Raw genomic sequence first — 26791 nt, 5'->3', positions numbered from 1 at the left:
TGTGCCGCCCGGGGAGCCGGGCGGCACATTCGCTGTGCTGTTGTCAGCGCGGGGTGATGCTCCAGCGCGGGCCCTGCGGGCTGTCCTCGATGGCGAGGCCGGACTGGTTCAGCTGGTCGCGGATGGCGTCGGCGGTGGCCCAGTCCTTGCGGGCGCGGGCGGCCTCGCGCTGGTCGAGGACCATGCGGACGAGGCTGTCGACGACGCCGTTCAGGTCCTCGCCCCTGTCGGACTCGCCGGCCCAGTGCGGGTCGAGCGGGTCCAGGCCGAGGACGCCGAGCATGGCGCGCACCTCGGCGAGGCGGGCGACGGCGGCTTCCTTGTCGTCGGCGGCGAGGGCGCTGTTGCCCTGCCGGACGGTGGTGTGGACGACGGCGAGCGCCTGCGGGACGCCCAGGTCGTCGTCCATCGCGTCGGCGAAGGCCGGCGGCACCTCGGCGGCGGGCTCCACGGGTCCCCCGGCCAGCTCGACCACACGCTGCACGAAGCCCTCGATCCGGCCGAAGGCGGACTCGGCCTCACGCAGGGCGTCCTTGCTGTACTCGATCATCGAGCGGTAGTGCGGGGTGCCGAGGTAGTAGCGCAGGACGACCGGGCGCCACTGCTTGACCATCTCGGAGACGAGGACGCTGTTGCCGAGCGACTTGGACATCTTCTCGCCGCGCATGGTGACCCAGGCGTTGTGCACCCAGTACATGGCGAACTCGTCGCCGAACGCCTTGGCCTGGGCGATCTCGTTCTCGTGGTGCGGGAAGATCAGGTCCAGGCCGCCGCCGTGGATGTCGAAGGCGCTGCCCAGGTACTTGTGGGCCATCGCCGAGCACTCCAGGTGCCAGCCGGGCCGGCCGCGGCCCCACGGGGTCTCCCAGGTGGGCTCGCCGGGCTTGGCGGTCTTCCACATGGCGAAGTCGCGCGGGTCGCGCTTGCCGGTCTCGCCGTCCCCGGCGGGCTGGAGGAGGTTGTCCAGCTCCTGGTTGGACAGCTTCAGGTACTCGGGGAACGACCGGACGTCGAAGTAGACGTTGCCGTCGGCCTCGTAGGCGTGACCGCGCTCGATGAGGCCGCGCATCATCTCGACCATCTCGGTCACATGGCCGGTGGCCCGCGGCTCGTACGTCGGCGGCAGGCAGCCGAGGGCGGCGTAGCCGTCGTTGAACGCCCGCTCGTTCTCGTAGCCGATGGACCACCAGGGGCGGCCCAGGGCGGCCGACTTCGCGATGATCTTGTCGTCGATGTCGGTGACGTTGCGGATGAACGTGACGTCGTAGCCGCGGTACTCGAACCAGCGGCGCATGATGTCGAAGTTCAGCCCCGACCGGATGTGCCCGATGTGCGGGGCGGCCTGCACGGTGGCGCCACAGAGGTAGATCGAGACACAGCCCTGCTGGAGCGGGGTGAAGTCACGGATCTGCCGGGCGCTGGTGTCGTACAGGCGAATAGTCACGGGTCCAGGGTAGTGGGCGACGGGGAGTGCGTGGTGCCCTCCGGCGGTTTGGCCGATGTCGTCCGCGGGCGGGCGGTGCCGGACACACGGCCGCCCGCGCCTGCCGAGGGCCTCTCAGTCCCCCGGGCCGCCTCGGCCGGTCCGGACGACGAGTGCGGTCGCGATCGCCGCCAGCCCCTCGTCCCGGCCGGGGAAACCGAGGCCGTCGGTGGTCGCGCCGGACACCGAGACGGGGGCGCCCGCGGCGTCGGAGAGGATCTTCTGCGCCTCCTCGCGGCGCTTGCCGATCTTGGGCCGCGGGCCCACGACCTGCACCGCGATGTTGCCGATCACGAAGCCCTCCGCGCGGACGATCCGGGCCGCCTCGGTGAGCAGCGTGACGCCCGACGCCCCGGACCACTCGGGCCGCCCGGTGCCGAAGTGCTGCCCGAGGTCGCCGAGGCCCGCCGCGGAGAAGAGTGCGTTGCAGGCGGCGTGCGCGACGACGTCCGCGTCGGAGTGTCCGGCCAGGCCCGGGCCCTCCCCCTCCCACTTCAGGCCCGCGCACCACAGCTCGCGGCCCTCCTCGAAGGCGTGGATGTCGGTGCCGATGCCGACCTGGGGGAGCAGGAGGCCGTCCGGCAGCCGGGGACCGGACGTGTCAGAAGCCATCGTTGAGCCTCCTGCGGGCCAGGACCGCCTCGGCGAGGACGAGGTCGAGGGGACGGGTGACCTTGAACGCCTCCTCGTGACCGGGGACGGCCACGACGGGGACGCCGAGCTGCTCGATCATGCCGGCGTCGTCGGTGACGGCGCCGGTCACCGTCTCGTGCGCGCGCACCAGCGTGGCCCGGTCGAAGCCCTGCGGGGTCTGCACCGCGCGGAGCCGGGCCCGCTCGGGCGTGGCCACGACCGGCTCGGGCGTGCCCGGGGCCCCGGCGGGCTCGACCTCCTTGACGGTGTCGGCGAGCGGAAGGGCCGGCACCACGGCGGGGGCGCCGTCGCGGACGGCCTCGATCACGGCGTCGACGGTGTCCACCGGCACCAGCGGCCGGGCGGCGTCGTGCACGAGGACGACGTCGTAGCCGGGCGGCAGCGCCTCCAGGCCGAGCCGGACGGACTCCTGGCGGGACTCGCCGCCGGGCACGACGAGGAAGTCGGTGCGGTCGGGCAGCGCGTGCGCGTCGAGCATGGACTTCACCTCGGCGGCGCCGTCGGGCGGGGCCACGACGACCACGAGGGAGACCGCGCGCGAGGCGGCCATGGCGCGCACCGCGTGGACGAGCATCGGCGTGCCGTTCAGCGCGCGGAGAGCCTTGGGCGCGCCGGGGCCCAGACGTACGCCCCGGCCGGCGGCCGGGATGACGGCGGCAGTACGTGCCGGACGGGTCCCGGAGCCGGTGTCCGAGGGTGAAGGGATCGAAACGTCAGACATCGCTTCCCGTCAGGTTTGTGTGCTCGGCCTTGGTGGGTATGGCCTGGGAGGTACCCCCTCGGGGGGAGTGCCGCACGGGCACTTGGCACGACCGGCCCCTTCCGTGACTCCGGTCGGACCAGTGCTCCAGGCACGGCACGCACAGTACCGGGGGGACCCCTCTCCGGTGTACGGCTTCGGCTTCCGGCCTGGCCGTACGGTTCCGGCGCGGCCCATGTGCGCATACGAACATGCCGCAGCGCCCGGCGACAGTTTCAGCGTCATCGGGCACCGCGGCATTTCGGTGTGCTGGACCGACCGGACTCAGGCCCGGGTCAACAGGGCGTGCGCCCGCTCAGGAGGCGAGAACCTCGTCGAGCAGGGCCTCGGCCTTGTCCTCGTTGGTGTTCTCCGCGAGTGCGAGCTCGCTCACCAGGATCTGGCGGGCCTTGGCGAGCATGCGCTTCTCACCGGCGGACAGTCCGCGCTCGCGCTCGCGACGCCACAGGTCACGCACGACTTCCGCGACCTTGATGACATCGCCGGAGGCGAGCTTCTCCAGATTTGCCTTGTAGCGACGGGACCAGTTCGTGGGCTCCTCGGCGTACGGCGCGCGCAGCACCTCGAAGACCCGGTCCAGCCCGTCCTGGCCGACCACATCACGCACGCCGACGAACTCCGCATTGTCCGCTGGCACACGTACCGTCAGGTCACCCTGGGCGACCTTCAGCACCAAGTAGGTCTTGTCCACGCCTTTGATCTGGCGAGTTTCGATGGCCTCGATCAGCGCGGCCCCGTGATGGGGATAGACCACGGTGTCGCCAACCTTGAACGTCATGTGACAGGTACCCCTTCCGTGGCTATCCAGAGTAACACGGATACGGCGTCTTCTGAATGGCGTTTTCGCAGGTCAGGGCATATCTCGGGGCTTGACAACAGCAACAGGAACATGCTGCGCCGGGCCTGCGGAACAAGGTATTCGCAGGTCGGAGCGGCTGTTCGGGCGAGGTGAAACATGTGCGTTACGCACCTTCGGCACCTCCTCCAGACGGCAGAACATCCTGATTTGTCCGCTTCCAAGTGATCGACTTCCGCTACTCCGTTCGATGCGGGGAGTCGGGTACGAGACGAATCCGGAATTGATCCACTCAGCCGTCCGGCCCGTCTCCGGGTGATCAATTCCCGGGCCTCTCGGCGCATTCCTTCACAGAAAATCTGCGGGCGGATCCCCGCGCTTTGCGAGGCACGATTGCGTGAATGCCGAGCAGCCCCCCGGTGAAGTGACTCCGAGGTCGTCCGCGGCGGGCTCCCGTACCCCCTGCCGGGCGACGCGACGGGCCGGGAGGAGGGTCGGGTGCGGCTGCGCGGGAACGGCTCGGTAACCTGGGGCCGCTGACAGACAATTAGAGCGGCTTTGTTCAGGAGAGCCGCCCCTGCGTTCAAGGAGTTGCCGCCGCCGTGAGCAGCAGCCTTCGACGCGGCGCCCTCGCCGCCTCCGCCATCGCGTTCTCGATCGCCTCGCTCGCCGCCTGCGGCGCCGGAAACGACGCCCAGACCCTCGGGATCAAGCCGGACAACGCCTCCACCTCGGTCGGCGACATCAAGGTGCAGAACGCGCTCGTCATCATCCAGCCCGAGCGTGAGGCCGAGGGTCCGGCCGCGGTGTCCGCCACCCTCTTCAACACCGGCGACTCCGCCCAGACGCTCGACTCCATCACCCTGGACGGCATCGGCCCCGCCGAGGTCAAGGCCGCCGGGGGCGGCAGCGTGACCGTCCCGGCCGGCGGCACCGTCGTCATCGGCGGCGAGGGCAACGCCGCCGCCGTGGTGAAGGACGGCTCGGCCCTCGCCGACGGCGCCAACCACAAGGTCACCTTCGCCTTCAGCGAGACCGGCGACGTGAGCCTCACCGCGTTCGTCGTCCCGGCCCAGAGCTACTTCAGCTCGTGGGGTCCGAGCGACATCCCGGCCGTGCCGGAGGCATCGCCGAGCGCGCCCGCGGCCGGCGAGGGCGAGGCCGAGGGCACCACCCCGTCCGCCACCGGCAGCCCGTCCGCGACCGGCACGCCGACCGACGCCGCGTCCGCGTCGGCGACCGAGTCGGGTGCCGCGGAGCACTGAGCACCCGCACCGCCCGTACGACGGTGAAGGGCGTGACCCCCTCCTGGAGGGGGTCACGCCCTTCGCCGTGCGCGGACCGGGTGTCCGGGCCGGCCTACGGCTCGAACTTGTAGCCGAGGCCGCGGACCGTGACCAGATAGCGCGGGGCGCCCGGGTCCGGCTCGATCTTGGCGCGCAGACGCTTGACGTGGACGTCGAGGGTCTTGGTGTCACCGACGTAGTCGGCGCCCCAGACCCGGTCGATCAGCTGCATGCGGGTCAGGACCCGGCCGGCGTTGCGCAGCAGCATCTCCAGGAGGTCGAACTCCTTCAGCGGGAGGTCGACCTTGGAGCCGGAGACCGTGACGACATGGCGGTCGACGTCCATGCGGACCGGGCCGGCCTCCAGCGCGGCCGGGGCCACCTCCTCCGGCTCGCCGCGGCGGCGCAGCACCGCGCGGATGCGGGCCACCAGCTCGCGGGAGGAGAACGGCTTGGTGACGTAGTCGTCGGCCCCTATCTCCAGTCCGACGACCTTGTCGATCTCGCTGTCCTTGGCGGTCACCATGATCACGGGCACGTTGGAGCGGCCCCGCAGCTGACGGCACACCTCGGTGCCCGGCAGGCCGGGCAGCATCAGGTCGAGGAGGACGAGGTCGGCGCCGTTGCGCTCGAACTCGTCGAGGCCGTCGGGCCCGGTGGTCGCGACGGCGACCTCGAAGCCCTCCTTGCGGAGCATGTACGACAGGGCGTCGGAGAAGGACTCCTCGTCCTCGACGACGAGCACTCGGGTCACGGAAGGACCTCCGGGGCGGAAAGCGTCTGGTACGCGGTCGATTCGGGGGGAGAGGAGGACATGGGGCGGCCCCTGCCTGCGGAGTGCCCGGTCGTCCCCTGCCCGCTCTCTTCGTCGAGGGCGGGGTGCTGCTGTGCGCGGTCGCGGGAGGCGCCCGCCTCCGGCAGCCGCAGGGTGAACGTGGAGCCCTGTCCCTCCGAGCTCCACACCGTGACCTCCCCGCCGTGCGAAGCGGCCACGTGCTTGACGATCGCCAGCCCCAGCCCCGTACCTCCGGTGGCGCGGGAGCGGGCGGGGTCGACGCGGTAGAAGCGCTCGAAGATGCGCTCCTTGTCCTTGTCGGAGATGCCGATGCCCTGGTCGGTGACGGCGACCTCTATCAGGTCGCCGCCGGGGGCGGCCACCCGGCGGGCGGCGATGCCGACGCGGGTGCGGGCGGGCGAGTAGTTGACGGCGTTCTCGACGAGATTGCCGAGCGCGGCCGCGAGCTGGCCCCGGTTGCCCCATACGTGCAGGTCGGCGGTGCCGCCGGAGGCCATGGTGATCTGCTTGGTGCCGGCCTGGTGGCGGCAGCGGTCGATGGCCTCGGCGACCAGTTCGTCCACCCGCACCGGTTCGGCGTCCTCCAGCGGGTCGTCGTTCTGCACCCGGGAGAGGTCGATCAGTTCCTGGACCAGGTTGGTCAGCCGGGTCGCCTCGATCTGCATCCGGCCCGCGAAGCGCTCGACGGCCTCGGGGTCGTCGGAGGCGTCCATGACGGCCTCGGAGAGCAGGGAGAGCGCACCGACCGGGGTCTTCAGCTCATGGCTGACGTTCGCGACGAAGTCCCGCCGCACCGCCTCTATGCGCCGGGCCTCGGTGAGGTCCTCGACCAGCAGCAGCACGAGCCGGGAGCCGAGCGGGGCGACCCGGGCGGAGACCGCGAGGGCCTCTCCGCGGCCGCTGCCGCGCCGGGGGAGATCCAGCTCCACCTGGCGTATCTCGCCGTCGCGGCGGGTGTCCCGGGCCATCTGGAGCATCGGCTCCACGGCGAGCTTGCCGCCGCGGACCAGACCCAGGGCGTAGGCCGCGGAGCTGGCCTTGACCACGCCGTCGGCCTCGTCGAGGACGACGGCCGAGGAGCGCAGGACCGACAGGACGGTGTCCACGCCGGGCGGCAGCACCGGGTCGGTGTGCAGTGAGGTGCGGGTGGGGCGTTTCAGGTCGCGTTCGCTCCAGCGGAACGCCAGCATGGCGATGACACCGGTGAGCACTCCGGCGATCGCTGCCGCTGCGGCGACCGCCGCGTTCACGTCCATGCGTCCAGGTTAGGCATGGCGTACGGCATGGCCACAGCCATGGATGTGCGACCTCGAACACTCGTCGCCCAGAGTTCACCTGGGAGCCGGTACCGGTTCATTCGGCAGGGCGGAACCGGACGCGTACCCGGGTGAACGTGGGACCGTGGGGGCGCAACCCCCGGACCGAAGGGGCGGAACCCCCGAGAGACACGTACGAGAGGGAACCCTGATGCGGGACGCGTACCACGAGGAACTGGACTCGATCGGCGACGGTCTGGTGGAGATGGCCCGGCTGGTCGGGTCGGCGATCGGACGCGCCACGACGGCCATGCTCGACGCCGACCTGAAGCTCGCCGAGCACGTGATCGAGGCCGACAAGAAGGTCGACGAGCTCCAGCACGACCTGGAGGCCCGGGCCATAGCGCTGCTGGCCCGGCAGCAGCCGGTGGCGACGGACCTGCGGATCGTGGTGACGTCGCTGCGGATGTCCGCCGACCTGGAGCGCTCGGGCGACCTCGCCCAGCACGTGGCGAAGCTGGCCCGGCTGCGCTTCCCCGAGCGGGCGGTGCCACAGGACCTGCACGCCACGATCCTGGAGATGGGCCAGCTCGCCCAGCGGCTGATGGCGAAGGCGGCCGAGGTCATCGTCACCAAGGACATCGACCTGGCGCTCCAGCTGGAGCAGGACGACGACGCGATGGACCTCCTGCACCGCGCGCTGTTCCAGCACCTGATGGACGACCGCTGGAAGCACGGCATCGAGACGGCGGTCGACGTCACGCTGCTCGGCCGCTACTACGAGCGGTTCGCGGACCACGCGGTGTCCGTGGCCAAGCGTGTGGTGTTCCTGGTGACGGGCGAGCACGCGGACGTCCTGCAGACGGACGTGCAGCCGGAGATCCAGCCGGCGGGCGGCGACCCGGCCTGACCGACGACGCGGCGCGGCGGGGCGGTCCGTGAGGCGTGCGGCGGGGCGGGGCGAGCCTCCGTGCGCTGTTCGTGCGCCCGGTGCGGCGGGCATGGAACGGGCACAGGCACCTGCCTCTCCAGGAGGAACCATGGCCGAAGCCCCCGGCACGCCCGGCACGCCCGACCCCACGCAGGAACGCCCGACCGAGCAGCCCGCCGAGATCAGGAACCTGATGCTCATCGGCGCGTGCGGGTGCGGCTCGGGCTGCGGCTGCGGCTGCCAGTCGGGCAACCCCTGCCAGTGCGGCTGACGCGTCGTCGCCGGACCTCGCGTCACGGCCCCCGGTGCGACGGCACCGGGGGCCTCGCCGTGTCGCCCCGGCGGCGGAGCGGGCGCAGCATGGGAAGGACCCCTCTGGGAAGGAGGTGCGTGCCATGCCCCGGTTCATGGACGTGCACTACGGGATGAAGGGCATCACGGCCGACCAGCTCATGGCGGCCCACCGCGCCGACCTGGCCATCGAGAAGGACGAGCAGGTCCACTTCGAGCGTGCCTGGGCCGATCCCGAGTCCGGCGTCGTCTACTGCCTCTCCGAGGCGCCTTCCGCCGAGGCGGTGCAGCGCATCCACGAACGCGCCGGACATCTCGCCGACGAGGTCCACCCGGTTCCGCTGGTGGTCTGACCCGCGCCGGAACGGCTGCGTCAACCGGAGTCACCAGGACTCCCCCGAAAAAGCGAAGGCCCCCCGCCCGCGCGACAGAAGCGCAGGCAGGGGGCCTGGAAGCGCAGGTCGGGGCTACTTCTTCTTGCCCTGGTTCCTGACCGCCTCGATGGCCGCCGCGGCCGCCTCGGGGTCGAGGTAGGTGCCGCCGGGGGTGACCGGCCTGAAGTCGGCGTCGAGCTCGTAGGCGAGCGGGATGCCGGTGGGGATGTTCAGGCCCGCGATGTCGGCGTCGGAGATGCCGTCGAGGTGCTTGACCAGGGCCCGCAGGCTGTTGCCGTGCGCGGCGACCAGGACGGTGCGGCCCGCGAGGAGGTCGGGGACGATGCCGTCGTACCAGTACGGCAGCATGCGGACGACGACGTCCTTCAGGCACTCCGTGCGGGGGCGCAGCTCCGGCGGGATGGACGCGTAGCGGGGGTCACCGCTCTGGGAGAACTCCGTGCCGTCCTCGAGGGGCGGCGGCGGGGTGTCGTACGAGCGGCGCCACAGCATGAACTGCTCCTCGCCGAACTCGGCGAGGGTCTGGGCCTTGTCCTTGCCCTGCAGGGCGCCGTAGTGGCGCTCGTTCAGGCGCCAGGAGCGGTGGACCGGGATCCAGTGGCGGTCGGCGGACTCCAGCGCGAGCTGCGCGGTGCGGATCGCGCGCTTCTGGAGGGACGTGTGGACCACGTCGGGCAGCAGGCCGGCGTCCTTGAGCAGCTCACCGCCGCGGACCGCCTCCTTCTCGCCCTTCTCGTTGAGGTTGACGTCCACCCAACCGGTGAACAGGTTCTTCGCGTTCCACTCGCTCTCGCCGTGGCGGAGGAGGATCAGCTTGTACGGTGCGTCGGCCATGGCCTTTAGCCTACCTAAGTGCTCTGCGGGCCAGGAGCGTGTGCCCGGCCTCGTCGGGCCGTCCGGAGGGCGATCTGACAGCGGGGGCGGGAGCCCTCTAAATTAAGGTGAACTCTTCCACAACCTTTTGCCACAGCCACCTGTCTCGTTAGCGCAGGTGTAGCGGTTCAGATGAGGAGCACAGAACGTGACCGTGCGTTCCTTTGCGCGGCGGATGCGACCGCGAATCGAGCGGAAGGCCGCCGAGCGAGTCTGGCAGCTGCGAACCATGCGACGGCGCCGTATGGCGGCCGTGACGGACCCCGTGCTGCGTCCGGTCGAGGTACGCGGCCAGCAGCTGTACGGGCGGGTTGTGACGGAGTTCACCGCCGCCGGTGCCGCCGCCGCCAACCTCGGCCTGGTCGTCGCCGCGCTGGAGCAGGCGAAGATCTCCTACTTCCTGGTGCCGACCGCGCGCACCCGGCACATCGTCGGCGTCAACGCCGTGGACCGTGACCGGTTCATGACCGCCCTGGAGAAGCTGTACGCGGGCAAGGCCGTCTACATCGGCCGTCCGCTGCCCGGCGGCCAGCTCAAGCACCCGGCGATGTTCCTCGACGGGATCCTGCCCCCGCAGCTGCGCACCTCTCCCGTCCTGCGGGTCGGCGAGAACCACCTGGGTCCGGCGGGCCAGCTGCTGGCCGGTCCGGAGCTGGCGTGCGACGTGGAGTTCTGGGAGGACGGCGCGGCGCTCCTCGCCGGCCCGGACGGGGAGCGGCGCCTGGCCAAGGTGCAGCCGCAGGCGTCCGAGGACATATTCGGTGAGTCGCTGATCGCGCCGCGCAACAACGGCATCACCGACGTGCTGCCGGCCTCCGAGCAGAAGCCGGTGTTCGTGAAGGTCGGCGAGCGGGAGCTGCCGAGCTTCGCCCCGCTGACGCTGGCCCCCGTGAATCGCGTCACGTTCCCGGTCGACATCGTCTACACCTGGGTCGACGGCGAGGAGCCCTCGATGCGGGCCAAGCGCGCCAGGTACCAGGACCGCGGCACGGCCGAGATCCTCGACAAGGAGACGAACGCCTCCCGGTACACCAGCCACGACGAGCTGAAGTACTCGCTGCGCTCGCTCGCGATGTACGCCGACTTCGTGCGGCACATCTACATCGTGACCGACGGCCAGAAGCCGCACTGGCTGGACGACACCGCCGAGGGCATCACGGTCGTCGACCACCGCGACATCTTCCCCGAGGATGTCCTGCCGGTGTTCAACTCGCACGCGATCGAGACCCGGCTGCACCACATCCCGGGCCTGTCGGACCACTACCTGTACTTCAACGACGACGTGTTCTGCGGCCGTCGTGTCACCCCGGAGCACTTCTTCCACGGCAGCGGCCTGCTGCGGGTCCCGGTGTCCCCGCTCAAGATCGGCGTGGGCAAGCCGCACGCCGAGGAGACGGCCACCAACTCCGCCAGCAAGAACGTCCGGGCGCTGCTGATGGAGAAGTTCGGCAAGATCACCACGAACAACTTCATGCACACCCCGCTGCCGCAGCACCGCGGCACGCTGGAGGAGCTGGAGGAGCTGTTCGCGGAGGACATCCGGCGGACCACCTCGTCGCGCTTCCGCTCGCCGACGGACATCGCCGTGACGGCGCCGCTGCTCTACAACTACTCGCTGATGGCGGGCCGCGGTGTGCCGGGCAAGTTCAGCTTCCGGTACGTGAACATCAGCCGTCCGGACGCCGAGAAGCGTCTGAACGACCTGAAGAACAACCGCCGCTTCGACTTCTTCTGCCTCAACGACGTCGACGTGCCGGAGGAGGAGCGCGAGCAGGTCCACGTCCGCATGGCCGACTTCCTGGAGAACTACTTCCCGTTCCCCAGCCCCTACGAGAAGCGCGACTGACGGGCCGAGGCCATGGACATACGTCACCGCCTGCCGGCGCCGGCGGGCATGCGGGCCGCACGGGATCTCCTGCTGCGGTTCCGCATGTGGCTGGCGGCCCGGCTGTGGGCACTGCGTGCGGCCCGGCGCCGCCGCCGTCTTCGGCGTGCGGTCCCCGGGCTGCGCCGGGTCGCCTTGGGACCGCAGCGGCTGTACGGCCCGACGGTCGCCGGCTACACCGCCGCGGACGCCGCCGAGGCCGACCTGGAGCAGGCGTGCGGCCTGCTGGAGGACGCGGGCGTGCCGTACTTCCTGGTGCCCTCCGAGCGCGGGCGCGGTGCTCCGCGCCCGGTGATCGGTGTCGCCGAGACGCACCGCGGCACGGTCCTGGCCCGGGCCGGGCGGTACTTCGCGGGCACGGCGGCGTACGTGGGCGCGGTGGCCGCGGACGGCACGGTGTCGAACGCGGTGCTGTGGGCCGACGGAAAGCTGCCGCGGCCGCTGCGCCGGGCCCCGGTGATGCGCACCGGCCTGGTCCGGCTCGGCCCGGCCGGGCAGGTGCTCAGCGGGCTGGAGGCCGGCTGCGACATCGAGTTCTGGCGGTACGGCCGTGACCTGGGCGCGGAGCCCGCGCATCTGACGGTGCCGGGCGACCAGCTGGCGGACGTGTACGGCACGGCGCTGGTCGCCCCGCGCCGCAACCCGGTCTCCGAGGTCGTCCCGGAGGCGGCGCAGAAGCCCGCCCTCGCGGAGGGCCACCGCCGGCCGGTGCCCACGTTCACCGCGTTCGCGGAGCCGGGCATCGACGACGTGCTGTTCCCGGTCGACGCCGTCTACACCTGGGTCGACGGCAACGACCCGGCGATGGCGGCCAAGCGCCGCGCCCACCAGGAGCGCTCCGACAACGACATCGCCGCGCGCGAGACCGGCGACTCCCGCTACACGAGCCACGACGAGCTGAAGTACGCGCTGCGTTCGCTGGAGATGTACGCCGGGTTCGTCCGGAACGTGTACCTGGTGACCGACTCCCAGACGCCGTCCTGGCTGGACCCGCAGGCGGAGGGCCTGACGGTGGTCGACCACCGGGACATCCTCCCGGCGGACGCGCTGCCGGTGTTCAACTCGCACGCGATCGAGAGCCGGCTGCACCACATCCCGGGGCTGTCGGACCACTTCCTGTACTTCAACGACGACGTCTTCATCAACCGTCCGGTGCAGGCGGAGCACTTCTTCCACGGCAACGGCATCGCCCGGATCCCGTTCTCGCCGCTGAAGCTCGGTGTGGGCGCGCCGCATCCGGCGGAGCCGGCCCCGAACTCGGCGGGCAAGAACACCCGTGAGGTGATCAGGCGGTTCCACGGCCGGCAGATCACGCGGAAGTCGCTGCACACCCCGCACCCCCAGCTGCTGTCGGTGATGCGGGAGATGGAGAGCCTCGGGATCGAGGAGCTGGAGCGCACCGCGTACTCGCGGTTCCGTTCCACCTCGGACCTGGCTCCGGCGTCGACGCTGCACCACCACTGGGCGATCGCGAGCGGACGGGCCGTTCCCGCGGAGTACCTGTTCCGGTACGTGCTGCTGGGTTCGCCGGACATGCGCCAGCGGCTGGCGCGGCTGGCGGCCGGCGAGGACATCGACTTCTTCTGCCTGAACGACGTGGACACGCCTCCGGCGGCCAGGGCGGCGGCACAGCAGGCGATCCGTACGTTCCTGGAGCGCAAGTACCCCTTCCCGAGCCGCTTCGAGCGCAGGGCCAAGGTGGCCTCGCCGCGGCCGGTCGCGCAGAAGGCGACACGGGCGCAGGTGGACTGAGTCCCTGCCGGCCGGCCCCGCCGGATTGACGCCGCCCGTCAATCCGGTGGCGCCCGCGGCGGCCGCGTCCGTAAGTTGTGGCTGCCGCTTGAGCCGCTTACCGCCGTGGGGGATGCGCGATGTCACCAGCCTCGATGAGACGTGCCGTCCGGGAGACCGTCTCCGGGCTCCCCCGGGAGTTCTGGTGGCTGTGGACCAGCACGCTGGTGAACCGGCTGGGCGCCTTCGTCGCCACGTTCATGGCGCTGTACCTCACGCTGGAGCGCGGCCACTCCGCCTCCTACGCCGGTCTGGTGGCCGCTCTGCACGGGCTCGGCGGTGTCATCTCCTCGCTGGGCGCGGGTGTGGCGACGGACCGGCTGGGCCGGCGTCCCACCCTGCTGATCGCGCAGTCCTCCACGGCCCTGTCCGTCGCCCTGCTCGGTTTCATGCACGACCCGGTCTCGATCGCGGCCGTGGCCTTCCTGGTCGGCATGGCGTCCAACGCCTCCCGGCCGGCCGTGCAGGCGATGATGGCGGACATCGTGCGCCCCGAGGACCGGGTCCGGGCCTTCTCCCTGAACTACTGGGCGATCAACCTCGGTTTCGCGGTCTCCTCCATGGCCGCCGGTTTCATCGCGGAGTTCAGCTATCTCGCGGGCTTCCTGATCGAGGCGGGCATGACCATGGCCTGCGCGATCGTGGTCTTCCTGAAGCTGCCGGAGTCCAGGCCCGTCAGGACCGCCGCCGAGCGGACCGGGGCCGAGGAGACCGGTCTCGGGACGGTGCTGCGCGACGGGCGGTACATGGGTGTGGTCGGGCTGTCGTTCCTGATCGCGGTGATCTTCCAGCAGGGTTCGATCGGTCTGCCCGTCGCCATGGGCGAGGCGGGTTTCACGCCCGCGGACTACGGCCTGGCCATCGCGGTGAACGGCGTGCTGATCGTCGCGCTCCAGATCCCGGTGACCCGGTTCATCGAGCACCGCGATCCGCGGACCCTCCTCCTGGTGTCGTCCCTGCTGGCGGGATACGGCTTCGCGCTGACCGCGTTCGCCGGGTCGGTCGCCGTCTTCGCCCTGACGGTGTGCGTGTGGACCCTGGCCGAGATCATCCACGCGCCGACCCAGACCGGGATCGTCGTACGGCTCTCCCCCGTCCACGGACGCGGGCGCTACCAGGGTGTGTACACCATGTCCTGGTCCGTCGCCGCCCTCGTCGCGCCGCTGATGTCGGGCTTCCTCATCGACCGGTTCGGCGCGGAGTGGCTCTGGGGGGCGTGTGCGCTGGTCGGCACGCTCGCGGCGGTCGGCTACGGGCTTCTGATGCGCACGCTGCCGACGGACCCGGAGCCCGCGGCGGCGGGATCGCCGGACCCCGCGGACGCCCCGGCCGAACGGCCGCTGCGCGACGGCGAGTCGGAGCCCGTCGCCGGGTGACACCGGCGGGCCGGCCGCGGGCCGGACCCCGGCGCCGCGGCGAGGTCAGTCCTGCGGGCGCTGGAGCAGGTGGGCGAAGGCGTCCAGGTTGCGCGTCGATTCGCCGCGGGAGGTGCGCCAGTCGTACTCGCGGCGGATGGCGGTGGCGAAGCCGAGTTCGAGGAGGGTGTTGAAGCTGCCGTCGGCGGCTTCCAGGACCTGGCCGAGGAGCCGGTCGATCTCGTCGGGGGTGACGGCGGCGAGGGGGAGCTTGCCGGTGACGTAGATGTCGCCGAGCGGGTCGACGGCGTAACCGACGCCGTAGAGCTTGAGGTTGCGCTCCAGCAGCCAGCGGTGGACGCCGGACTCGTTCTCGTCGGGGTGGCGGATGACGAAGGCGTTGAGGGACAGCGAGTGCCGGCCGACGATCAGGGAGACGGTCGTCGAGAGCTTGCGGGTGCCGGGGAGCTTGGCGACGTAGTGGGCGGGTTCGGGACTCTCCCACTCCACCTCGGCGTCCTTCAGGGCGCTTTCGACGATCCGCGCGGCCTTCTCTGCATCACCCATGGTGGGAGCGTACGCGACGGCGATGGGCCTGCAGGGCGGCGGTGTAGACCTCCGCGGTCGCGGCGGCGGAGGCGTCCCAGCCGAAGGCGCGGGCGTGCCGGGCGGCCGCCGCGCCCATGGTCGAGGCCAGCTGCGGCGTGTCGGCGAAGTCGCGCAGCACACGCGCGTAGGCGGCCGGGTCGTGACCCTGCACCAGGAAGCCGGTCTCCCCGTCACGCACGGCCACCGGCAGTCCGCCCACCGCGGCGGCGAGCACGGGCGTGCCGGCCGCCTGCGCCTCTATGGCGACCAGGCCGAAGGACTCGCTGTACGACGGCATGACCAGGACGGACGCGGCACGGAACCAGTCCGCCAGCTGATCCTGTCCGACGGGCGGGCGGAACTGCACGACATCGGCGATGCCGAGGCGGGCGGCGAGCTTCTGCAGGCCCTCCGGCTTGGCGAGGCCGCTGCCGCTGGGGCCGCCGACGACCGGGACGACGGTCCGGGAGCGCAGCTCGGGGCGCTGCTCCAGCAGCACGGCCACCGAGCGCAGCAGCACGTCGGGCGCCTTCAGGGGCTGGATCCGCCCCGCGAAGAGGGGGACCAGGGCGTCCTGGGGCAGGCCCAGGCGGGCCCGGGCGGCGGCGCGGCCGTCACCGGGCCGGAAACGGGCGAGGTTCACCCCCGGGTGGACGACCCCGACCTTCGCCGGGTCGGCGGAGTAGTGCCGTACGAGTTCGTCGGCCTCCTCGGCGGTGTTGGCGATGAGCCGGTCCGCGGCGGCGACGATCTGGGTCTCCCCGATGACACGGGCGGCGGGCTCGGGGGTGTCGCCGTCGGCGAGGTTGGCGTTCTTGACCTTGGCCATGGTGTGCATGGCGTGCACCAGAGGGACGCCCCAGCGCTGGGCGGCGAGCCAGCCGACGTGGCCGGAGAGCCAGTAGTGGGAATGGACGAGGTCGTAGTGGCCGGGACGGTGACCGGCCCATGCCTGCATCACGCCGTGCGTGAAGGCGCACAGCTGGGCGGGGAGTTCCTCCTTGGCGAGGCCCTCGTAGGGGCCGGCGTCGACATGCCGGACGGTGACGCCGGGGACGATCTCGACCGTGGGCGGGAGGGCCGCCGTGGTGGCCCGCGTGAAGATCTCCACCTCGATGTTGATCGCGGCGAGCCGCTGGGCGAGCTCCACGATGTAGACGTTCATCCCGCCGGCGTCGCCGGTACCGGGCTGGTGGAGCGGGGAGGTGTGCACGGAGAGCATCGCGACGCGCCGGGGCCGCCGATGCCCGAGCCTGAGCCGTGAGGGGGCCGCCGGAGAGCGACGCCCGAGCCTGCCGACGTAGTGGCTCACGTGGGCTTCCTCCTTGCTGCGGGCATGCCGGACGGAGGACCTGGTGCGGCCTCCAAGGGGGTGCAACGACGGATGGTCGGGTTCCATTTCCTCCCGTGGCATCTTTGCCGAATCATTACAGTTTGTCGCTCAACCGTTCGATATCGGAGACGGTCCCGGGACACCGGGCCGCATACCCTCGTAGGCATGACATCCCGCGCCTTCCGCCCTGTAGGCACGGTCACGCGCGGGACGACGAACCCCAACCGTCTGCGCCGCATGGACCGCTGGATCGCCGCCGCGCACGGCGCCGAGCTGCGCCGCGCCGCCGACCCCGTGGCGGTCGACCTCGGCTACGGCGCCGCCCCCTGGACGGCCGTCGAACTGCTCGGCCGACTGCGCACCGCGGCGCCGGGCGCGCGGGTGGTCGGCGTCGAGATCGACCCCGCGCGCGTGCACGCGGCCCTGCCCTACGAGCGCGAGGGGCTGGCCTTCCGGCACGGCGGGTTCGAGATCCCGATCCCCGGGCGGCCCCTGCTGATCCGCGCCGCCAACGTGCTGCGGCAGTACGACGAGGAGCAGGTCGCCGCCGTCTGGGAGCGGCTGTGCGCCCGCCTCGCCCCGGCCGCCGGGCCCTCGCGCGGCGGGCTGCTGGTGGAGGGGACCTGTGACGAGATCGGGCGCCGGCACGTGTGGGTCGCACTCGGCCCCGAGGGGCCCCGCACGGTCACCTTCGCCACCCGTCTCGGCTCCCTGGAGCGGCCCTCCGACCTGGCCGAGCGGCTGCCGAAGGCGCTGATCCACCGCAACGTCCCCGGCGAGCCGGTGCACTCCTTCCTGCGCGACTTCGACCGCGCCTGGTCCGCCGCCGCGCCCTACGCCTCCTACGGGGCCCGCCAGCGCTGGATCCGCGCGGTGCGGGACCTCGGCGCCGACTGGCCGCTGACGGACGGTCCGGCCCGCTGGCGCCAGGGAGAAGTGACCCTGCGCTGGGAGGCGTTGGCCCCCGGCCGCTGACCCCTGGCCCTGGCCCCTGGCCCTGGCCCCGGCCGCTGACCCCTCACCCTTGGCCCCTTGGCCTTGCCCTTGCCCTTGCCCTTGCCCTTGCCCTTGCCCTTGCCCTTGCCCTTGCCCTTGCCCTTGCCCCCTGGAACGAACTCCGCGTCCCGTTCGTCACACGGACGGGGAGACGGCACGGCTGTACGGCCGACGGGGGAAGGCCGTCCCCGTCCCGGTACGGCCTCTGTCGTTTTGGGCGGCGGCATGGCACGATCCCTCAGACGTCCGAAGTTACTGACGGTTAATCAGTTGGGGGAATTCGTATGGGAACGGGCAGGCGCGGACTGATCGCAGCGGCAGTGACCGTCGTGTGCGCGCTCACCGTGCTGGCGGCTCCCGGCACGGCCTTCGCCGCCCCGGCACCCACCCCCGAACCCGCGCCCACCGCCTCCGCGGACCGTCCGGCTCCCGCCACCAACCAGGAGCTCGAAGCGGTCCGCAAGCGGCTGGAGGACCTCTACCACGACGCGGCCGTCGCCACCGACGCCCACAACGCCGCCGAGGAGAAGGCCACCCGGCAGTCCGAGGAACTCGCCGCGCTGGCGAAGAAGATCGCCGCGGGCCGCGCCGAGCTCGCCGACCTCAAGGCCCGCATGGGCTCCGCGGCCGCCGCCCAGTACCGCACGGGCGGGCTGCCGCCCGAGGCCCAGCTGGCGCTCAGCGACGACCCGGGCCAGTTCCTCGACGGCACCGGACGCATCCTCCAGGGCGAGCGTGCGGCCAAGCACCTGCTCGGGCGGACGACCCGGACCCAGCAGGACTTGGAGCAGTACGCCGAGGACGCCTCCGCCCAGTGGAAGAAGCTGGAGGCCAGCCGCAAGGCGAAGGCCGCCGCCCGGCAGAAGATCAAGAAGCGGATCGCCCAGGCGAAGTCGCTGGAGAAGCAGCTGGAGAAGGAGGAGAAGGAGCGCCTGGCCCTGCTGGAGCGGCAGGCCGCACAGAAGGCCCAGACCGCCTGGCTCGGCACGGGCGTTCTCGACGGCGCCACCGCCGGTGCCAGCGAACAGGGCGAGAAGGCGGTCCGGTTCGCCGCCGCACAACAGGGCAAGCCGTACGTATGGGGCGCCGAGGGGCCCGACTCCTTCGACTGCTCCGGTCTGACCTCCCGGGCATGGGCGAGCGCCGGCCGGCCGATCCCGCGCACCTCGCAGGCCCAGTGGGCCGGACTGCCCCGGGTCGACGCCGAGGACATGCGGCCCGGGGACCTGATCATCTACTTCGACGACGCCAGCCATGTCGGGATGTACATCGGCAACGGCTCGATGGTCCACGCCCCGCGCCCCGGACGCACGGTGACCGTCGCGGGAGCGGGCTCGATGCCGATACTCGGAGTGGTGCGGCCGGACGCGTGAGGGTCCGGAAGGCCCGGCACAGGGCGTCCTGATGCGGAAACACCTGATGTGCAACCTCCTTGGGCCCTGTGACGCGGACCGCGTGACCCGGGCCTCGTGACGCCCGACACGTGACCCGGCGCACCCCAAGTCGCTGCCGGACTCCGCCGGAACGTGACCTTCGTCATCACCGCCCCCCGGGCGCCTCGCCCAACTGCGGCAGGAAAAGCGGCATATGACAGGGACCTGGGGCCGGACGGGGTGCTGTAGGCCATTCCGCTGCGGCGGCGTCACCCGCTATGGTCCGGATCGGTGGGTCGAGCTCCTCGCCCCGCCGTGCCCTCGGGGGGAGGGAAGGAACACAGGACAATGCCCGTACCCGTACCGCGGCAGAGAGCGATCCCGGCCGTGGAAAGTGGTCAGGCGCAGGCCGCGTCCGTCGTCGGCCCCACCAAGGAGGACACCGCCCCCCTCACGCTGCTGCTGATCGAGGACGACCCGGGCGGCTCCGCCATCGTGCCCGACCTGCTCGACTCGGCCGGCCAGCCGATCCGCGTCCGCACGGCCCGCAATCTCACCGAGGCCGGGCGGCTGCTCACCGACGACGTCCACTGCATCCTGCTCGACCTGGCGCTGACCGCACCGGGCCGCGCGGGCGAGCCGGACGACGAGCTGGCCGTGCTCAAGCACGTGCTGGAGATCGCGCCCCGGCACGCCGTCCTCGCGCTCACCGCGTCCGGTGACGCCGAGCGCGGCGCCCAGGCCGTACGCGTCGGCGCCCAGGACTATCTCTTCCGGGACGAGCTGGACGGCAGGCTGCTGAGCCGGGCGATCCGCTACGCCGTCGAGCGGAAACGTTCCGACACGGCCGAGCGGCGGCTCGCCGAGGGCCGTATGCGTGCTCAGGAGAACCGCCGGCTGGAGCGCGGGCTGCTGCCCACGCCGCTGCTGGACGGCTCCCCGCTGCGCTTCGCCGCCCGCTACCGTCCCGGCCGCTCACGCGCGCTGCTCGGCGGCGACTTCTACGATGTCGTCCGCACCCCGGACGGCACCGTGCACGCCATGATCGGCGACGTCTGCGGGCACGGCCCGGACGAGGCCGCGCTCGGCGTGGAGCTGCGCATAGCCTGGCGGGCGCTGACCCTGGCCGGGCTGTGCGGGGACCAGCTGCTGAGCACGCTCCAGCAGGTGCTGGAGCACGAGCGCTCCGACGACGAGATCTTCGCGACCCTGTGCACGGTGGACATCGCCCCGGACGGCCGCCGGGCGGGACTGTGCCTGGCCGGACACCCGGCACCGCTGATCGCCCGGCCGGGACGGGCGCCGCAGCTGCTGCCGTACGACAACAACGGCCCGGCTCTGGGGCTGCTGCCCGGCGCGCGCTGGCCGCGGATGCAGGTGCAGCTGGGTGCCGAGTGGAGCCTGATGCTCTACACCGACGGCCTCATCGAGGGGCACATCGGCGCGGGCCGGGAGCGGCTGGGCCAGGACGGCATGGTCGAGATGATCAGCCGGCAGCTGGCGGAAGGGCTGCGCGGCGAGGAGCTGCTGCGGGCGGCCGTGCACGAGGTGCGCGAGCTGAACGGCGGCGAGCTGACGGACGACGTGGCCGTCCTGCTGCTGGACCGGGTGCCGTAGCGGGACGCCTCAGGGACCGCAGGACGCGGTCCCCGCAGGGTTCAGCGGCCGCCGTTCCACGGTCCGTAGGGCCCGTCGCTGCTGCTGCCGCCGCCCCGGCGCGGGCCGGAGACCTGGCGCAGGGCCGGGCGTACGTCGACCATGTAGACGATGCTGGCGATGAGGCCGATGATCGGCAGGAACGACAGGATGCCGAAGATCAGGCTCACCACGAAGGCCAGTCCGAGGATGACCATCCAGAACGGCTTGGTCTGCTTGTCGGCGGCGCGGTAGGCGTCCTCGCGGCGCACCGCGGCGTCCACCAGCGCGAAGCCGCTGAAAAGAGTGAAGGCCAGACTCAGCAGGGCCATGAACCCCGCGAATCCCTGCATCAGCATGATGTCCACCATCCGGTTCGGATCGTCCTCACGCGGTCACCGTACCCGCATGCACGGCCCCGCTACCCGGACAACGGGCCGGGCACTCACGAAGTGCCCGGCCCGTCGCCGTGCCCGTCCCGGTCACTTCGCCGGCGGCGTCGTCTTCTTGGCGGCGGTCTTGCGGGTCGACGCCTTCTTGGCCGTGGTCTTCTTCGCCGGAGCGGCCGCCTCGGCCGGCTTCTCCTCGGCCGGCTCGTCCTTGACCGCGACGGGCTCGGCCTTCGGCTCGGCGGGCGCGGCCTCGGGCTCGCTCTTGGCGGGCGCGGCCTCGGGCTCGACGGCCACGGCGAGGTCCTCGATCTGCTCCGCGGCCCCGCCGCGCCAGGCCCGCACGGTCTGCTCGCCGTGCTCGGCGACCTTCTCGTAGGTCTCACGGGCCCTGACGGCGTACTCCGCGGCCACGCCCACCCCGCGCAGCGCGAGGTCCTGGGCGGACTCGCCGAGCTTCTTGAGGTCGGCGTCGAGGGTGCTGCCGAGCTTCTTCAGGTCGCCGTCGAGGGCGCCGAAGAACTCGGTGAGCTTCGTCTGGACGGTCTCCTGCGCCTCGCGGGCCTTCGTCTGGGCCTCCTTGGCCCGGGCGGCGGCGCGCTCCTGGACGGCCTTCGGGTCGGTGCCGCGCACCGCCTCGATGCGGGCCGGGGCGTCGGCGCGCAGCTGCTCGACCAGGCCCGGCACCTTCTTCGCCTGCTGCAGCGCCAGGTCGGCGGTGCCGGCGGCGAAGTAGAGCGGAGTCGGGTCGCTGAAGGTCTTGCGCAGGTCGTCGGTGATGGCCATGGTGAGGGTCCTCCCGGATTCGCGTTCGGCTGAGGGTGCGGTGGATCCGCGGTACGGCGGCCGGTCCCCTGGTCCGGTCAACCGGCCGTCTGCTGCGGATCACCGTCGGCGCCGCTCAGGGCGTCGGCGGTGCTTGCGTGGCCGTTCTCCTTGCGGAACGACTCGTAGATCTGGAGCAGCACCTGCTTCTGCCGCTCGTCGAGCGTGGGGTCGGCCAGGATGACGGCCCGTGTCTCCACGGCGTCCCGGTCCCGCTCCGCGTCCAGGATCCCGGCACGGACGTACAGCGTCTCCGCGGAGATCCGCAGCGCCTTGGCGACCTGCTGGAGCACCTCCGCGCTCGGCTTGCGCAGCCCGCGCTCGATCTGGCTCAGATACGGGTTCGACACCCCGGCGGCCTCCGCGAGCTGCCTGAGCGACAGCTGCGCGCTGCGCCGCTGCTCCCGCAGGTACTCACCGAGACTGCCGACGTTGAGCGATGCCATGCCTCCACTGTGCACCCAACCCGCTAACTATTGCAAGCAGCCCGCTTGCAATAGTTAGACCATCGGGGGGACGGGGCGCCCGTACGGGTCACTCCCCCGCTTCGCTCCGGGCCTGCGCCTTGTGCGCCTCGTTCTCCAGCCGCTCGCGGTAGCCCTCCCACCAAGCCGGGTCCTCCGAGGCCAGGCCGGTGTTGTTCTCGTTCATGCCGACCGCCCCGTCCAGCAGCTCGCGGAGGATGTCGGCGTGACCGGCGTGCCGGTGGGTGTCGGCGATCACCCGGGTCGCGGCGTGGTGCAGCGTGACCTCGTCCCGGCCGTCGGGCCACCAGGGCACCCGGCCGACGGTGTCCAGCGGCAGCGCCTCGATCGTCGCGTCCGCGTGGGCCCACGCGCGGCGGTACAGCTCCACGACGTCCTCGCGGGACTCGTCGGCCGCGGCCCACATGTCGCCGTTGTCCTCGGCGGCGTCCGCCAGCCACGGCAGCGGCTCGCCGTGCGGCCGGCCGAACGTGTCGCCGAGGTAGCCCAGCTCCATGGTCGCCACGTGCTTGACCAGACCCAGCAGGTTGGTGCCGGTCGGCGTCAGCGGGCGCCGGACGTCGTACTCCGACAGGCCCTCCAGCTTCCAGAGCAGCGCGTCGCGGGCCGTCTGCAGATAGAAGACGAGGGCGGCCTTGGGATCGGGATCAGAGGGGTTCATGGGGCCAGTGTGCCGGGCGGGCGGGTGCCCTCCTACCCACTTTTTTGTGGGTACTTGGCAGCCGCCGCCCGCCGGGCGAGGCTGGTCGCAGATGATCAGGAGGCCGCGGCCGCCAGCCGCTCCAGACGGCGGTGGCCCCAGTCGGAGAGGGGGGCGAGAGCCTCGGAGAGTTCACGGCCGAAGCCGGTGAGCGAGTACACCGTCTTCAGCGGCAGGACGTCGTACACCTCGCGGTGCACCAGCCCGTCCTCCTCCATCTCGCGCAGCGCCTGAGTCAGCACCTTCTCGCTGAGTCCGGGCAGCCGCCGACGCAGTTCGCCCGGCCGCTGCGGGCCCGATTCCAGCACCCACAGCAGCGCTGTCTTCCACTTGCCGTCGATCACGGAGATCGCGGCGGTCACTCCGCACACGTTCGGGTCGTGGGCACGGCTGCGCGTCATTCTCGCCCCGTTTCTTGTGAGTTGTTCTTCCCTTTTTCGATTGTGCCGTTCGCACAGAGGAGTTGAAGCATGTCCACGTACGACGACCAGTCTGCCGTCACCGTGATCGGTCTGGGCCCGATGGGCCGGGCCCTGGCCGGGACCTTCCTGGACGCCGGGGTGCGGACCACCGTGTGGAACCGTACGCCCGGACGGGACGGCGAGCTGCTGGCCCGCGGGGCGCACGGGGCGGCGTCCGCACGCGAGGCGGTGGAGGCGAGCGAACTGACCGTGGTGTGCGTGGTGAACAACGACGCCGCGGACGCCGTGCTGCGGCAGGACGACGTCGCACAGGCCCTGAAGGGCCGCACGGTGGTGAACCTCAGCGCCGACACCGCGGCCCGCGCCCGCGACCTCGGCGCCTGGGCCGACCGGCACGGCATCGGCTACCTCGACGGGGCGATCATGGTGCCGACGCCGAGCATCGGCACCCCTGACGCGGTGTTCCTGCACAGCGGCCCGCTCGCCCTGTACGAACGGTTCCGGGGCGTCCTGGAACTGCTCGGCGGCAGCCACACGCACGTCGGCGAGGAGATCGGGCGGGCGGCTGCGTACGACCTGGCGCTGCTCGACGTCTTCTGGACCGCGATGTCCGGCTACGCCCACGCCCTCACGGTGGCCCGGGCGGAAGGGGTCTCCCCGAGGGAGCTCGCGCCGTTCGCGCAGGGCATCGCCACGATCCTGCCGCCGCTGTTCGAGGAGTTCGCCGAGGACGTCGAGAACGGGACGTTCTCCGGGCACCTCAACCCCGTCACCTCGGCCGTGTCGACCATGTCCCACATCGTGCACGCCTCCGAGGCGCACGGCATCGACGCGAGCGTCATGCGGGCGACGGAGGGTCTGGCCCGCCGGCTGATCGGGCTGGGCCACGGCGCGGGCGGCTTCATGCGCGCGACCGAGCTGCTGGCAGGACGCGGCTGACGGCACGGGATCCGGCCCCGGACCTGCGGGGACCGGAGCCGGCGGCCGGGATCCGGCGGCCGACGGCGGGCGGCGGGCGGCCTGGGGTCGGCGGCCGGGGGCCGGATCCCGCCCCGGGGCAGCGGCAGGGGCCTAGGTGTCTGGCGACCGAAGCCGGCGGCAGGCCGCCAGGGCCAGGGGCCGACGGCAGGCGGCAGGCGGCAGGCGGCGAGAGCCCGGGGCCGACGGCGGGCGGCCTGGGGCCGGACCGGAGCCGGGGGCCGGAGCCCGCCCGCGGGGGCCTGGGGCGAAAACGTCTTGCCGCTCTCCCCGGGGCGCGGCTAGCGTGCACCGCATGACTGCCGGGTCGGCCATGTGCCGTGAGCGAGTTGGGTGTTGCCCGGCCTCTGAGTGAGGCCGGCGCGGACCAGGGGTCCGCCGTCTCTGTCCCTCCCCTTCATCAGGAAGAGAAGCGAGCGACAGAGAGAAGAAGAGCATGCCCGACGATTTCAATCAGCAGGTCATCGAGGAGTTCCGCGCCCACCACGGCAAGGTCGGCGGGTTCCTCGAAGGGGCCAGACTGCTGCTGCTGACCACCCGGGGCGCCCGCTCCGGCCGCCCCCGCACCGTGCCGCTCGGGTATCTGCCCGACGGCGGCGAGCGCGTCCTCGTGATCGCCTCGGCCGCGGGGGCGCCCCGGCACCCCGCCTGGTACCACAACCTCCTCGCGCATCCCGAGGTGACCGTGGAGGACGGGGTGTTCACCTACCGGGCCCGGGCCGTGCCTCTGGCCGGCCAGGAGCGGGACCGGGCCTTCGCCCGGGCCGTGGAGGCCGACCCCGGCTGGGCGGAGTACCAGAGCAGGACCGACCGGATCCTGCCGGTGGTCGCCCTGCACGCACTCCCCGCCGAGGGCCCGCCGAACGTCAACGCGGGCTCCATGGCGGAGGGCCTCAAGGTCATCCATGACGCCTTCCGCCGGGAACTCGCCCTGCTGCGGAGCGAGATGAGCGCATCCGGCCCCGGCCTCGGGGCGCAGCTGCGCGCCAACTGCCTCACCTTCTGCCACGGGCTGCACAACCACCACACCGGTGAGGGCCTGGGGCTCCTCCCGGCCGTCGAGGCCCGCCATCCGCAGGCCGCGCAGGCGGTGGCGCGGCTGCACGCGGAGCACGAGAAGATCGCCGCGCTCGTGGAGGAGCTGCGTGCCGCGATCGACGGCGGTGACGCGGCCGTCGCCCGCGCCGAGGTCGAGCGGCTGACGTTCGAGCTGGAGGCGCATCTGGCGTACGAGGAGGAGCAGTTGATCCCCCTGCTGGACGTCTAGGGCCCTTCTGGCGGATCTCCGTGGGAGAAGGAGCGGCGTTCGGTGCGTGCGATCGGTGTGCGGCGCGGAGGGTCATGTGGCGGAGCCACCTGGCCCTTCGTGTCGTGCGGCTGGGGGCACCTCCCGCGCCCTTGAGGCAGTGGGGGAGTGCGTGCCGAACGCCGCGACGCCGCGGAGATCCGTCAGAAGGGCCCTAGGGCCTGTCGTCGCTTGACCTCAAGTGCGGTCGAGGTCGAAGACTGCCGTCACAGCGATCGGCCAGTGCAGGGGGAATCCATGCGTGCGGTGCAGGTGACGGAGTTCGGCGGTCCGGAGGTCCTGGTCCCGGTGGAGGTGCCCGATCCGGTCGCGGGTCCGGGCGAGGTGCTGATCGGGGTGGCGCACGCGGACACGATCTTCCTGGAGACCCAGCTGCGGGCCGGCTGGGGCCAGGAGTTCTTCCCGGTGCGCCCGCCGTACGTCCCCGGGGGCGGGGTCACCGGGGTGGTGCGGGCGCTCGGCGAGGGGGTGGAGCGGGCGTGGCTGGGCCGGCGGGTCGCCGCCTTCGTCACCGGCAGCTACGCCGAGCTGGCGGTGGCCGCGGTGGACGCGCTGACCGTCGTGCCGGACGGGCTGGACCTGCTCACGGCCGCCGCCCTGGTGCACGACGGGGTGACCGCCTGCGGGGTGGTCGAGCAGGCCGGCGTGGGTGCCGGGGACCGGGTGCTGGTCCTCGGCGCCTCCGGCGGGATGGGCACGCTGCTGGTGCAGCTGGGCCGCGCCCGCGGCGCCCGTGTGGTCGCGCCGGTCCGCACCGCGGCCAAGGCCGGCCTGGTGCGGGAGCTGGGCGCGCACGAGACGGTCGACCTCACCGGGACCGACTGGCCCGAGCGGGCCCGGGCCGCGCTCGGCGGGGCGGCGGACGTCGTCCTGGACGGCGTCGGCGGCGAGACCGGCGCCGCCGCGTTCCCCCTCACCGCCGACGGCGGCCGCTTCTCCGCCCACGGCGCCCCGAGCGGCGGCTTCGCGCCCGTCGACGCCGAGGAGGCCGGACGCCGGGGCATCACCCTCCTCGGCATCCAGCACGTCCGGTTCGGGCCCGCCGATCTGCGCCGTCTGACCTCCGCCGCCTTCGCGGAGGCCGCCGCCGGACGGCTGCGGCCGGTGATCGGCGAGGTGTTCCCCCTGGAGCGCGCGGCGGCGGCCCACACCGCGATCGAGTCGCGCGGCCTGCTGGGCAAGGCCGTACTGCGCGGCTGACCGCGCCCG

At 72.2% G+C, this 26791-nt stretch carries 27 protein-coding genes; 13 read left to right on the top strand and 14 right to left on the bottom strand.

The features are described 5' to 3' along the window. Positions 1 to 43 precede the first annotated feature (43 nt). The 4 genes from cysS to ACIQGV_RS25470 all read right to left on the bottom strand — a co-directional run bounded on the left by cysS (position 44) and on the right by ACIQGV_RS25470 (position 3675). A complete protein-coding gene (cysS, locus tag ACIQGV_RS25485) occupies positions 44 to 1444 on the bottom strand; it encodes a cysteine--tRNA ligase (protein WP_402497837.1) in 1401 nt (466 codons plus the stop codon). A gap of 114 nt (positions 1445 to 1558) precedes the next feature. Beyond that, positions 1559 to 2095, bottom strand: a complete 537-nt coding sequence (gene ispF / locus ACIQGV_RS25480; RefSeq protein ID WP_402497834.1) for a 2-C-methyl-D-erythritol 2,4-cyclodiphosphate synthase — start codon at positions 2093 to 2095, stop codon at positions 1559 to 1561. Next, entirely contained in the window at positions 2085 to 2858 is a 774-nt protein-coding gene (ispD, locus tag ACIQGV_RS25475; protein WP_402497832.1) for a 2-C-methyl-D-erythritol 4-phosphate cytidylyltransferase, read from the bottom strand. The genes ispF and ispD overlap by 11 nt, the downstream gene beginning before the upstream one ends. Before the next feature lie 334 nt (positions 2859 to 3192). Next, complete coding sequence (locus tag ACIQGV_RS25470; RefSeq protein ID WP_003953493.1) at positions 3193 to 3675, bottom strand: CarD family transcriptional regulator; 483 nt, start codon at positions 3673 to 3675, stop codon at positions 3193 to 3195. Between the two features lie 620 nt (positions 3676 to 4295). Here ACIQGV_RS25470 and ACIQGV_RS25465 point away from each other — a divergent pair. Beyond that, entirely contained in the window at positions 4296 to 4958 is a 663-nt protein-coding gene (locus ACIQGV_RS25465) for a DUF461 domain-containing protein (RefSeq protein WP_402497830.1), read from the top strand. 94 nt (positions 4959 to 5052) lie between these two features. On the opposite strand, the gene ACIQGV_RS25460 is transcribed toward ACIQGV_RS25465, so the two are convergent. Continuing rightward, positions 5053 to 5733, bottom strand: a complete 681-nt coding sequence (locus ACIQGV_RS25460; RefSeq protein WP_073941673.1) for a response regulator transcription factor — start codon at positions 5731 to 5733, stop codon at positions 5053 to 5055. Beyond that, on the bottom strand, positions 5730 to 7031 hold the full coding sequence (locus ACIQGV_RS25455) for a sensor histidine kinase (RefSeq protein WP_402497828.1): 1302 nt from the start codon (positions 7029 to 7031) through the stop codon (positions 5730 to 5732). Before ACIQGV_RS25455 ends, ACIQGV_RS25460 begins: the two co-directional genes overlap by 4 nt. Positions 7032 to 7242: 211 nt before the next feature. On the opposite strand from ACIQGV_RS25455, the gene phoU reads away from it, so the two are divergent. The 3 genes from phoU to ACIQGV_RS25440 all read left to right on the top strand — a co-directional run bounded on the left by phoU (position 7243) and on the right by ACIQGV_RS25440 (position 8606). Continuing rightward, complete coding sequence (gene phoU, locus ACIQGV_RS25450) at positions 7243 to 7941, top strand: phosphate signaling complex protein PhoU (RefSeq protein WP_402497826.1); 699 nt, start codon at positions 7243 to 7245, stop codon at positions 7939 to 7941. A 130-nt stretch (positions 7942 to 8071) separates the two neighbouring features. Further along, entirely contained in the window at positions 8072 to 8233 is a 162-nt protein-coding gene (locus tag ACIQGV_RS25445) for a hypothetical protein (RefSeq protein ID WP_402497823.1), read from the top strand. Between the two features lie 124 nt (positions 8234 to 8357). Further along, on the top strand, positions 8358 to 8606 hold the full coding sequence (locus ACIQGV_RS25440) for an SCO4226 family nickel-binding protein (RefSeq protein ID WP_402497821.1): 249 nt from the start codon (positions 8358 to 8360) through the stop codon (positions 8604 to 8606). Between the two features lie 114 nt (positions 8607 to 8720). Here ACIQGV_RS25440 and ACIQGV_RS25435 read toward each other — a convergent pair whose 3' ends face one another. After that, on the bottom strand, positions 8721 to 9482 hold the full coding sequence (locus tag ACIQGV_RS25435; protein ID WP_402497819.1) for a phosphoglyceromutase: 762 nt from the start codon (positions 9480 to 9482) through the stop codon (positions 8721 to 8723). Positions 9483 to 9765: 283 nt separating this feature from the next. Between ACIQGV_RS25435 and ACIQGV_RS25430 the strand changes: the two genes are divergently transcribed. The 3 genes from ACIQGV_RS25430 (at position 9766) to ACIQGV_RS25420 (ending at position 14573) form a co-directional block, all read left to right on the top strand. Continuing rightward, the gene (locus ACIQGV_RS25430; protein ID WP_402497817.1) at positions 9766 to 11367 is read left to right on the top strand and encodes a stealth family protein; all 1602 of its coding nucleotides are present in this window, start codon (positions 9766 to 9768) and stop codon (positions 11365 to 11367) included. 12 nt (positions 11368 to 11379) lie between these two features. Next, positions 11380 to 13158 (top strand): stealth conserved region 3 domain-containing protein, encoded by a 1779-nt coding sequence (locus ACIQGV_RS25425; protein WP_402497814.1) that lies wholly within the window; start codon positions 11380 to 11382, stop codon positions 13156 to 13158. Between the two features lie 119 nt (positions 13159 to 13277). Next, the gene (locus tag ACIQGV_RS25420) at positions 13278 to 14573 is read left to right on the top strand and encodes an MDR family MFS transporter (RefSeq protein WP_402497811.1); all 1296 of its coding nucleotides are present in this window, start codon (positions 13278 to 13280) and stop codon (positions 14571 to 14573) included. Between the two features lie 45 nt (positions 14574 to 14618). On the opposite strand, the gene ACIQGV_RS25415 is transcribed toward ACIQGV_RS25420, so the two are convergent. Next, positions 14619 to 15119, bottom strand: a complete 501-nt coding sequence (locus ACIQGV_RS25415; protein ID WP_402497808.1) for a YbjN domain-containing protein — start codon at positions 15117 to 15119, stop codon at positions 14619 to 14621. Continuing rightward, complete coding sequence (gene mshA / locus ACIQGV_RS25410) at positions 15112 to 16452, bottom strand: D-inositol-3-phosphate glycosyltransferase (protein WP_402497806.1); 1341 nt, start codon at positions 16450 to 16452, stop codon at positions 15112 to 15114. The genes ACIQGV_RS25415 and mshA overlap by 8 nt, the downstream gene beginning before the upstream one ends. 186 nt (positions 16453 to 16638) lie before the next feature. Here mshA and ACIQGV_RS25405 point away from each other — a divergent pair, with 186 nt between their 5' ends. The 3 genes from ACIQGV_RS25405 (at position 16639) to ACIQGV_RS25395 (ending at position 20459) form a co-directional block, all read left to right on the top strand. Further along, positions 16639 to 17448 carry a class I SAM-dependent methyltransferase gene (locus ACIQGV_RS25405; protein ID WP_402497803.1) on the top strand — a complete coding sequence of 270 codons (810 nt, stop codon included), beginning with the start codon at positions 16639 to 16641 and terminating at the stop codon, positions 17446 to 17448. 305 nt (positions 17449 to 17753) lie between these two features. Next, positions 17754 to 18842, top strand: coding sequence for a C40 family peptidase (locus tag ACIQGV_RS25400; protein WP_402497801.1), 1089 nt, complete (start codon positions 17754 to 17756; stop codon positions 18840 to 18842). A 348-nt stretch (positions 18843 to 19190) separates the two neighbouring features. Beyond that, positions 19191 to 20459: a PP2C family protein-serine/threonine phosphatase gene (locus ACIQGV_RS25395; RefSeq protein ID WP_402497798.1), complete on the top strand. Its 1269-nt coding sequence runs from the start codon at positions 19191 to 19193 to the stop codon at positions 20457 to 20459. A gap of 41 nt (positions 20460 to 20500) precedes the next feature. Here ACIQGV_RS25395 and ACIQGV_RS25390 read toward each other — a convergent pair whose 3' ends face one another. From ACIQGV_RS25390 to ACIQGV_RS25370, 5 genes are all read right to left on the bottom strand, one after another. Then, the gene (locus ACIQGV_RS25390) at positions 20501 to 20836 is read right to left on the bottom strand and encodes a DUF2516 family protein (protein ID WP_402497796.1); all 336 of its coding nucleotides are present in this window, start codon (positions 20834 to 20836) and stop codon (positions 20501 to 20503) included. Between the two features lie 123 nt (positions 20837 to 20959). Then, positions 20960 to 21652, bottom strand: coding sequence for a hypothetical protein (locus tag ACIQGV_RS25385; protein WP_402497794.1), 693 nt, complete (start codon positions 21650 to 21652; stop codon positions 20960 to 20962). Between the two features lie 77 nt (positions 21653 to 21729). Beyond that, positions 21730 to 22137, bottom strand: coding sequence for a helix-turn-helix domain-containing protein (locus ACIQGV_RS25380; protein ID WP_402497792.1), 408 nt, complete (start codon positions 22135 to 22137; stop codon positions 21730 to 21732). An 88-nt stretch (positions 22138 to 22225) separates the two neighbouring features. Continuing rightward, positions 22226 to 22837 carry a DinB family protein gene (locus ACIQGV_RS25375; protein ID WP_402497790.1) on the bottom strand — a complete coding sequence of 204 codons (612 nt, stop codon included), beginning with the start codon at positions 22835 to 22837 and terminating at the stop codon, positions 22226 to 22228. 95 nt (positions 22838 to 22932) lie between these two features. After that, positions 22933 to 23277 carry a winged helix-turn-helix transcriptional regulator gene (locus tag ACIQGV_RS25370; protein ID WP_402497787.1) on the bottom strand — a complete coding sequence of 115 codons (345 nt, stop codon included), beginning with the start codon at positions 23275 to 23277 and terminating at the stop codon, positions 22933 to 22935. Between the two features lie 69 nt (positions 23278 to 23346). Here ACIQGV_RS25370 and ACIQGV_RS25365 point away from each other — a divergent pair, with 69 nt between their 5' ends. The 3 genes from ACIQGV_RS25365 (at position 23347) to ACIQGV_RS25355 (ending at position 26782) form a co-directional block, all read left to right on the top strand. Then, positions 23347 to 24237, top strand: coding sequence for an NAD(P)-dependent oxidoreductase (locus tag ACIQGV_RS25365; protein WP_402497785.1), 891 nt, complete (start codon positions 23347 to 23349; stop codon positions 24235 to 24237). 475 nt (positions 24238 to 24712) lie between these two features. After that, complete coding sequence (locus ACIQGV_RS25360; RefSeq protein ID WP_402497783.1) at positions 24713 to 25543, top strand: nitroreductase/quinone reductase family protein; 831 nt, start codon at positions 24713 to 24715, stop codon at positions 25541 to 25543. A gap of 276 nt (positions 25544 to 25819) precedes the next feature. Then, positions 25820 to 26782, top strand: coding sequence for a zinc-binding dehydrogenase (locus ACIQGV_RS25355; RefSeq protein WP_402497781.1), 963 nt, complete (start codon positions 25820 to 25822; stop codon positions 26780 to 26782). The last annotated feature ends 9 nt before the right edge of the window (positions 26783 to 26791 follow it).

Origin of the sequence: Streptomyces sp. NPDC093094 (assembly GCF_044754345.1) — a bacterium.
GTDB lineage: Bacteria > Actinomycetota > Actinomycetes > Streptomycetales > Streptomycetaceae > Streptomyces.
Note: the sequence above shows the minus strand (reverse complement) of the source record. Positions and strands in the feature narration are given on the sequence as shown.

What these genes read in the sequence shown, in the direction of transcription:
- ACIQGV_RS25355 (WP_402497781.1), top strand. Translation starts at nt 25,820, where the DNA reads ATGCGTGCGGTGCAGGTGACGGAGTTCGGCGGTCCGGAGGTCCTGGTC.
- ispF (WP_402497834.1), bottom strand. Translation starts at nt 2,095, where the DNA reads ATGGCTTCTGACACGTCCGGTCCCCGGCTGCCGGACGGCCTCCTGCTC.
- ACIQGV_RS25455 (WP_402497828.1), bottom strand. Translation starts at nt 7,031, where the DNA reads ATGGACGTGAACGCGGCGGTCGCCGCAGCGGCAGCGATCGCCGGAGTG.
- ACIQGV_RS25375 (WP_402497790.1), bottom strand. Translation starts at nt 22,837, where the DNA reads ATGAACCCCTCTGATCCCGATCCCAAGGCCGCCCTCGTCTTCTATCTG.
- ACIQGV_RS25440 (WP_402497821.1), top strand. Translation starts at nt 8,358, where the DNA reads ATGCCCCGGTTCATGGACGTGCACTACGGGATGAAGGGCATCACGGCC.
- ACIQGV_RS25370 (WP_402497787.1), bottom strand. Translation starts at nt 23,277, where the DNA reads ATGACGCGCAGCCGTGCCCACGACCCGAACGTGTGCGGAGTGACCGCC.
- ACIQGV_RS25385 (WP_402497794.1), bottom strand. Translation starts at nt 21,652, where the DNA reads ATGGCCATCACCGACGACCTGCGCAAGACCTTCAGCGACCCGACTCCG.
- ACIQGV_RS25430 (WP_402497817.1), top strand. Translation starts at nt 9,766, where the DNA reads ATGGCGGCCGTGACGGACCCCGTGCTGCGTCCGGTCGAGGTACGCGGC.
- ACIQGV_RS25420 (WP_402497811.1), top strand. Translation starts at nt 13,278, where the DNA reads ATGTCACCAGCCTCGATGAGACGTGCCGTCCGGGAGACCGTCTCCGGG.
- ACIQGV_RS25360 (WP_402497783.1), top strand. Translation starts at nt 24,713, where the DNA reads ATGCCCGACGATTTCAATCAGCAGGTCATCGAGGAGTTCCGCGCCCAC.
- ACIQGV_RS25425 (WP_402497814.1), top strand. Translation starts at nt 11,380, where the DNA reads ATGGACATACGTCACCGCCTGCCGGCGCCGGCGGGCATGCGGGCCGCA.
- ACIQGV_RS25415 (WP_402497808.1), bottom strand. Translation starts at nt 15,119, where the DNA reads ATGGGTGATGCAGAGAAGGCCGCGCGGATCGTCGAAAGCGCCCTGAAG.
- ispD (WP_402497832.1), bottom strand. Translation starts at nt 2,858, where the DNA reads ATGTCTGACGTTTCGATCCCTTCACCCTCGGACACCGGCTCCGGGACC.
- ACIQGV_RS25435 (WP_402497819.1), bottom strand. Translation starts at nt 9,482, where the DNA reads ATGGCCGACGCACCGTACAAGCTGATCCTCCTCCGCCACGGCGAGAGC.
- ACIQGV_RS25400 (WP_402497801.1), top strand. Translation starts at nt 17,754, where the DNA reads ATGGGAACGGGCAGGCGCGGACTGATCGCAGCGGCAGTGACCGTCGTG.
- ACIQGV_RS25395 (WP_402497798.1), top strand. Translation starts at nt 19,191, where the DNA reads ATGCCCGTACCCGTACCGCGGCAGAGAGCGATCCCGGCCGTGGAAAGT.
- phoU (WP_402497826.1), top strand. Translation starts at nt 7,243, where the DNA reads ATGCGGGACGCGTACCACGAGGAACTGGACTCGATCGGCGACGGTCTG.
- ACIQGV_RS25380 (WP_402497792.1), bottom strand. Translation starts at nt 22,137, where the DNA reads ATGGCATCGCTCAACGTCGGCAGTCTCGGTGAGTACCTGCGGGAGCAG.
- ACIQGV_RS25405 (WP_402497803.1), top strand. Translation starts at nt 16,639, where the DNA reads ATGACATCCCGCGCCTTCCGCCCTGTAGGCACGGTCACGCGCGGGACG.
- ACIQGV_RS25470 (WP_003953493.1), bottom strand. Translation starts at nt 3,675, where the DNA reads ATGACGTTCAAGGTTGGCGACACCGTGGTCTATCCCCATCACGGGGCC.
- ACIQGV_RS25390 (WP_402497796.1), bottom strand. Translation starts at nt 20,836, where the DNA reads ATGCTGATGCAGGGATTCGCGGGGTTCATGGCCCTGCTGAGTCTGGCC.
- ACIQGV_RS25365 (WP_402497785.1), top strand. Translation starts at nt 23,347, where the DNA reads ATGTCCACGTACGACGACCAGTCTGCCGTCACCGTGATCGGTCTGGGC.
- ACIQGV_RS25445 (WP_402497823.1), top strand. Translation starts at nt 8,072, where the DNA reads ATGGCCGAAGCCCCCGGCACGCCCGGCACGCCCGACCCCACGCAGGAA.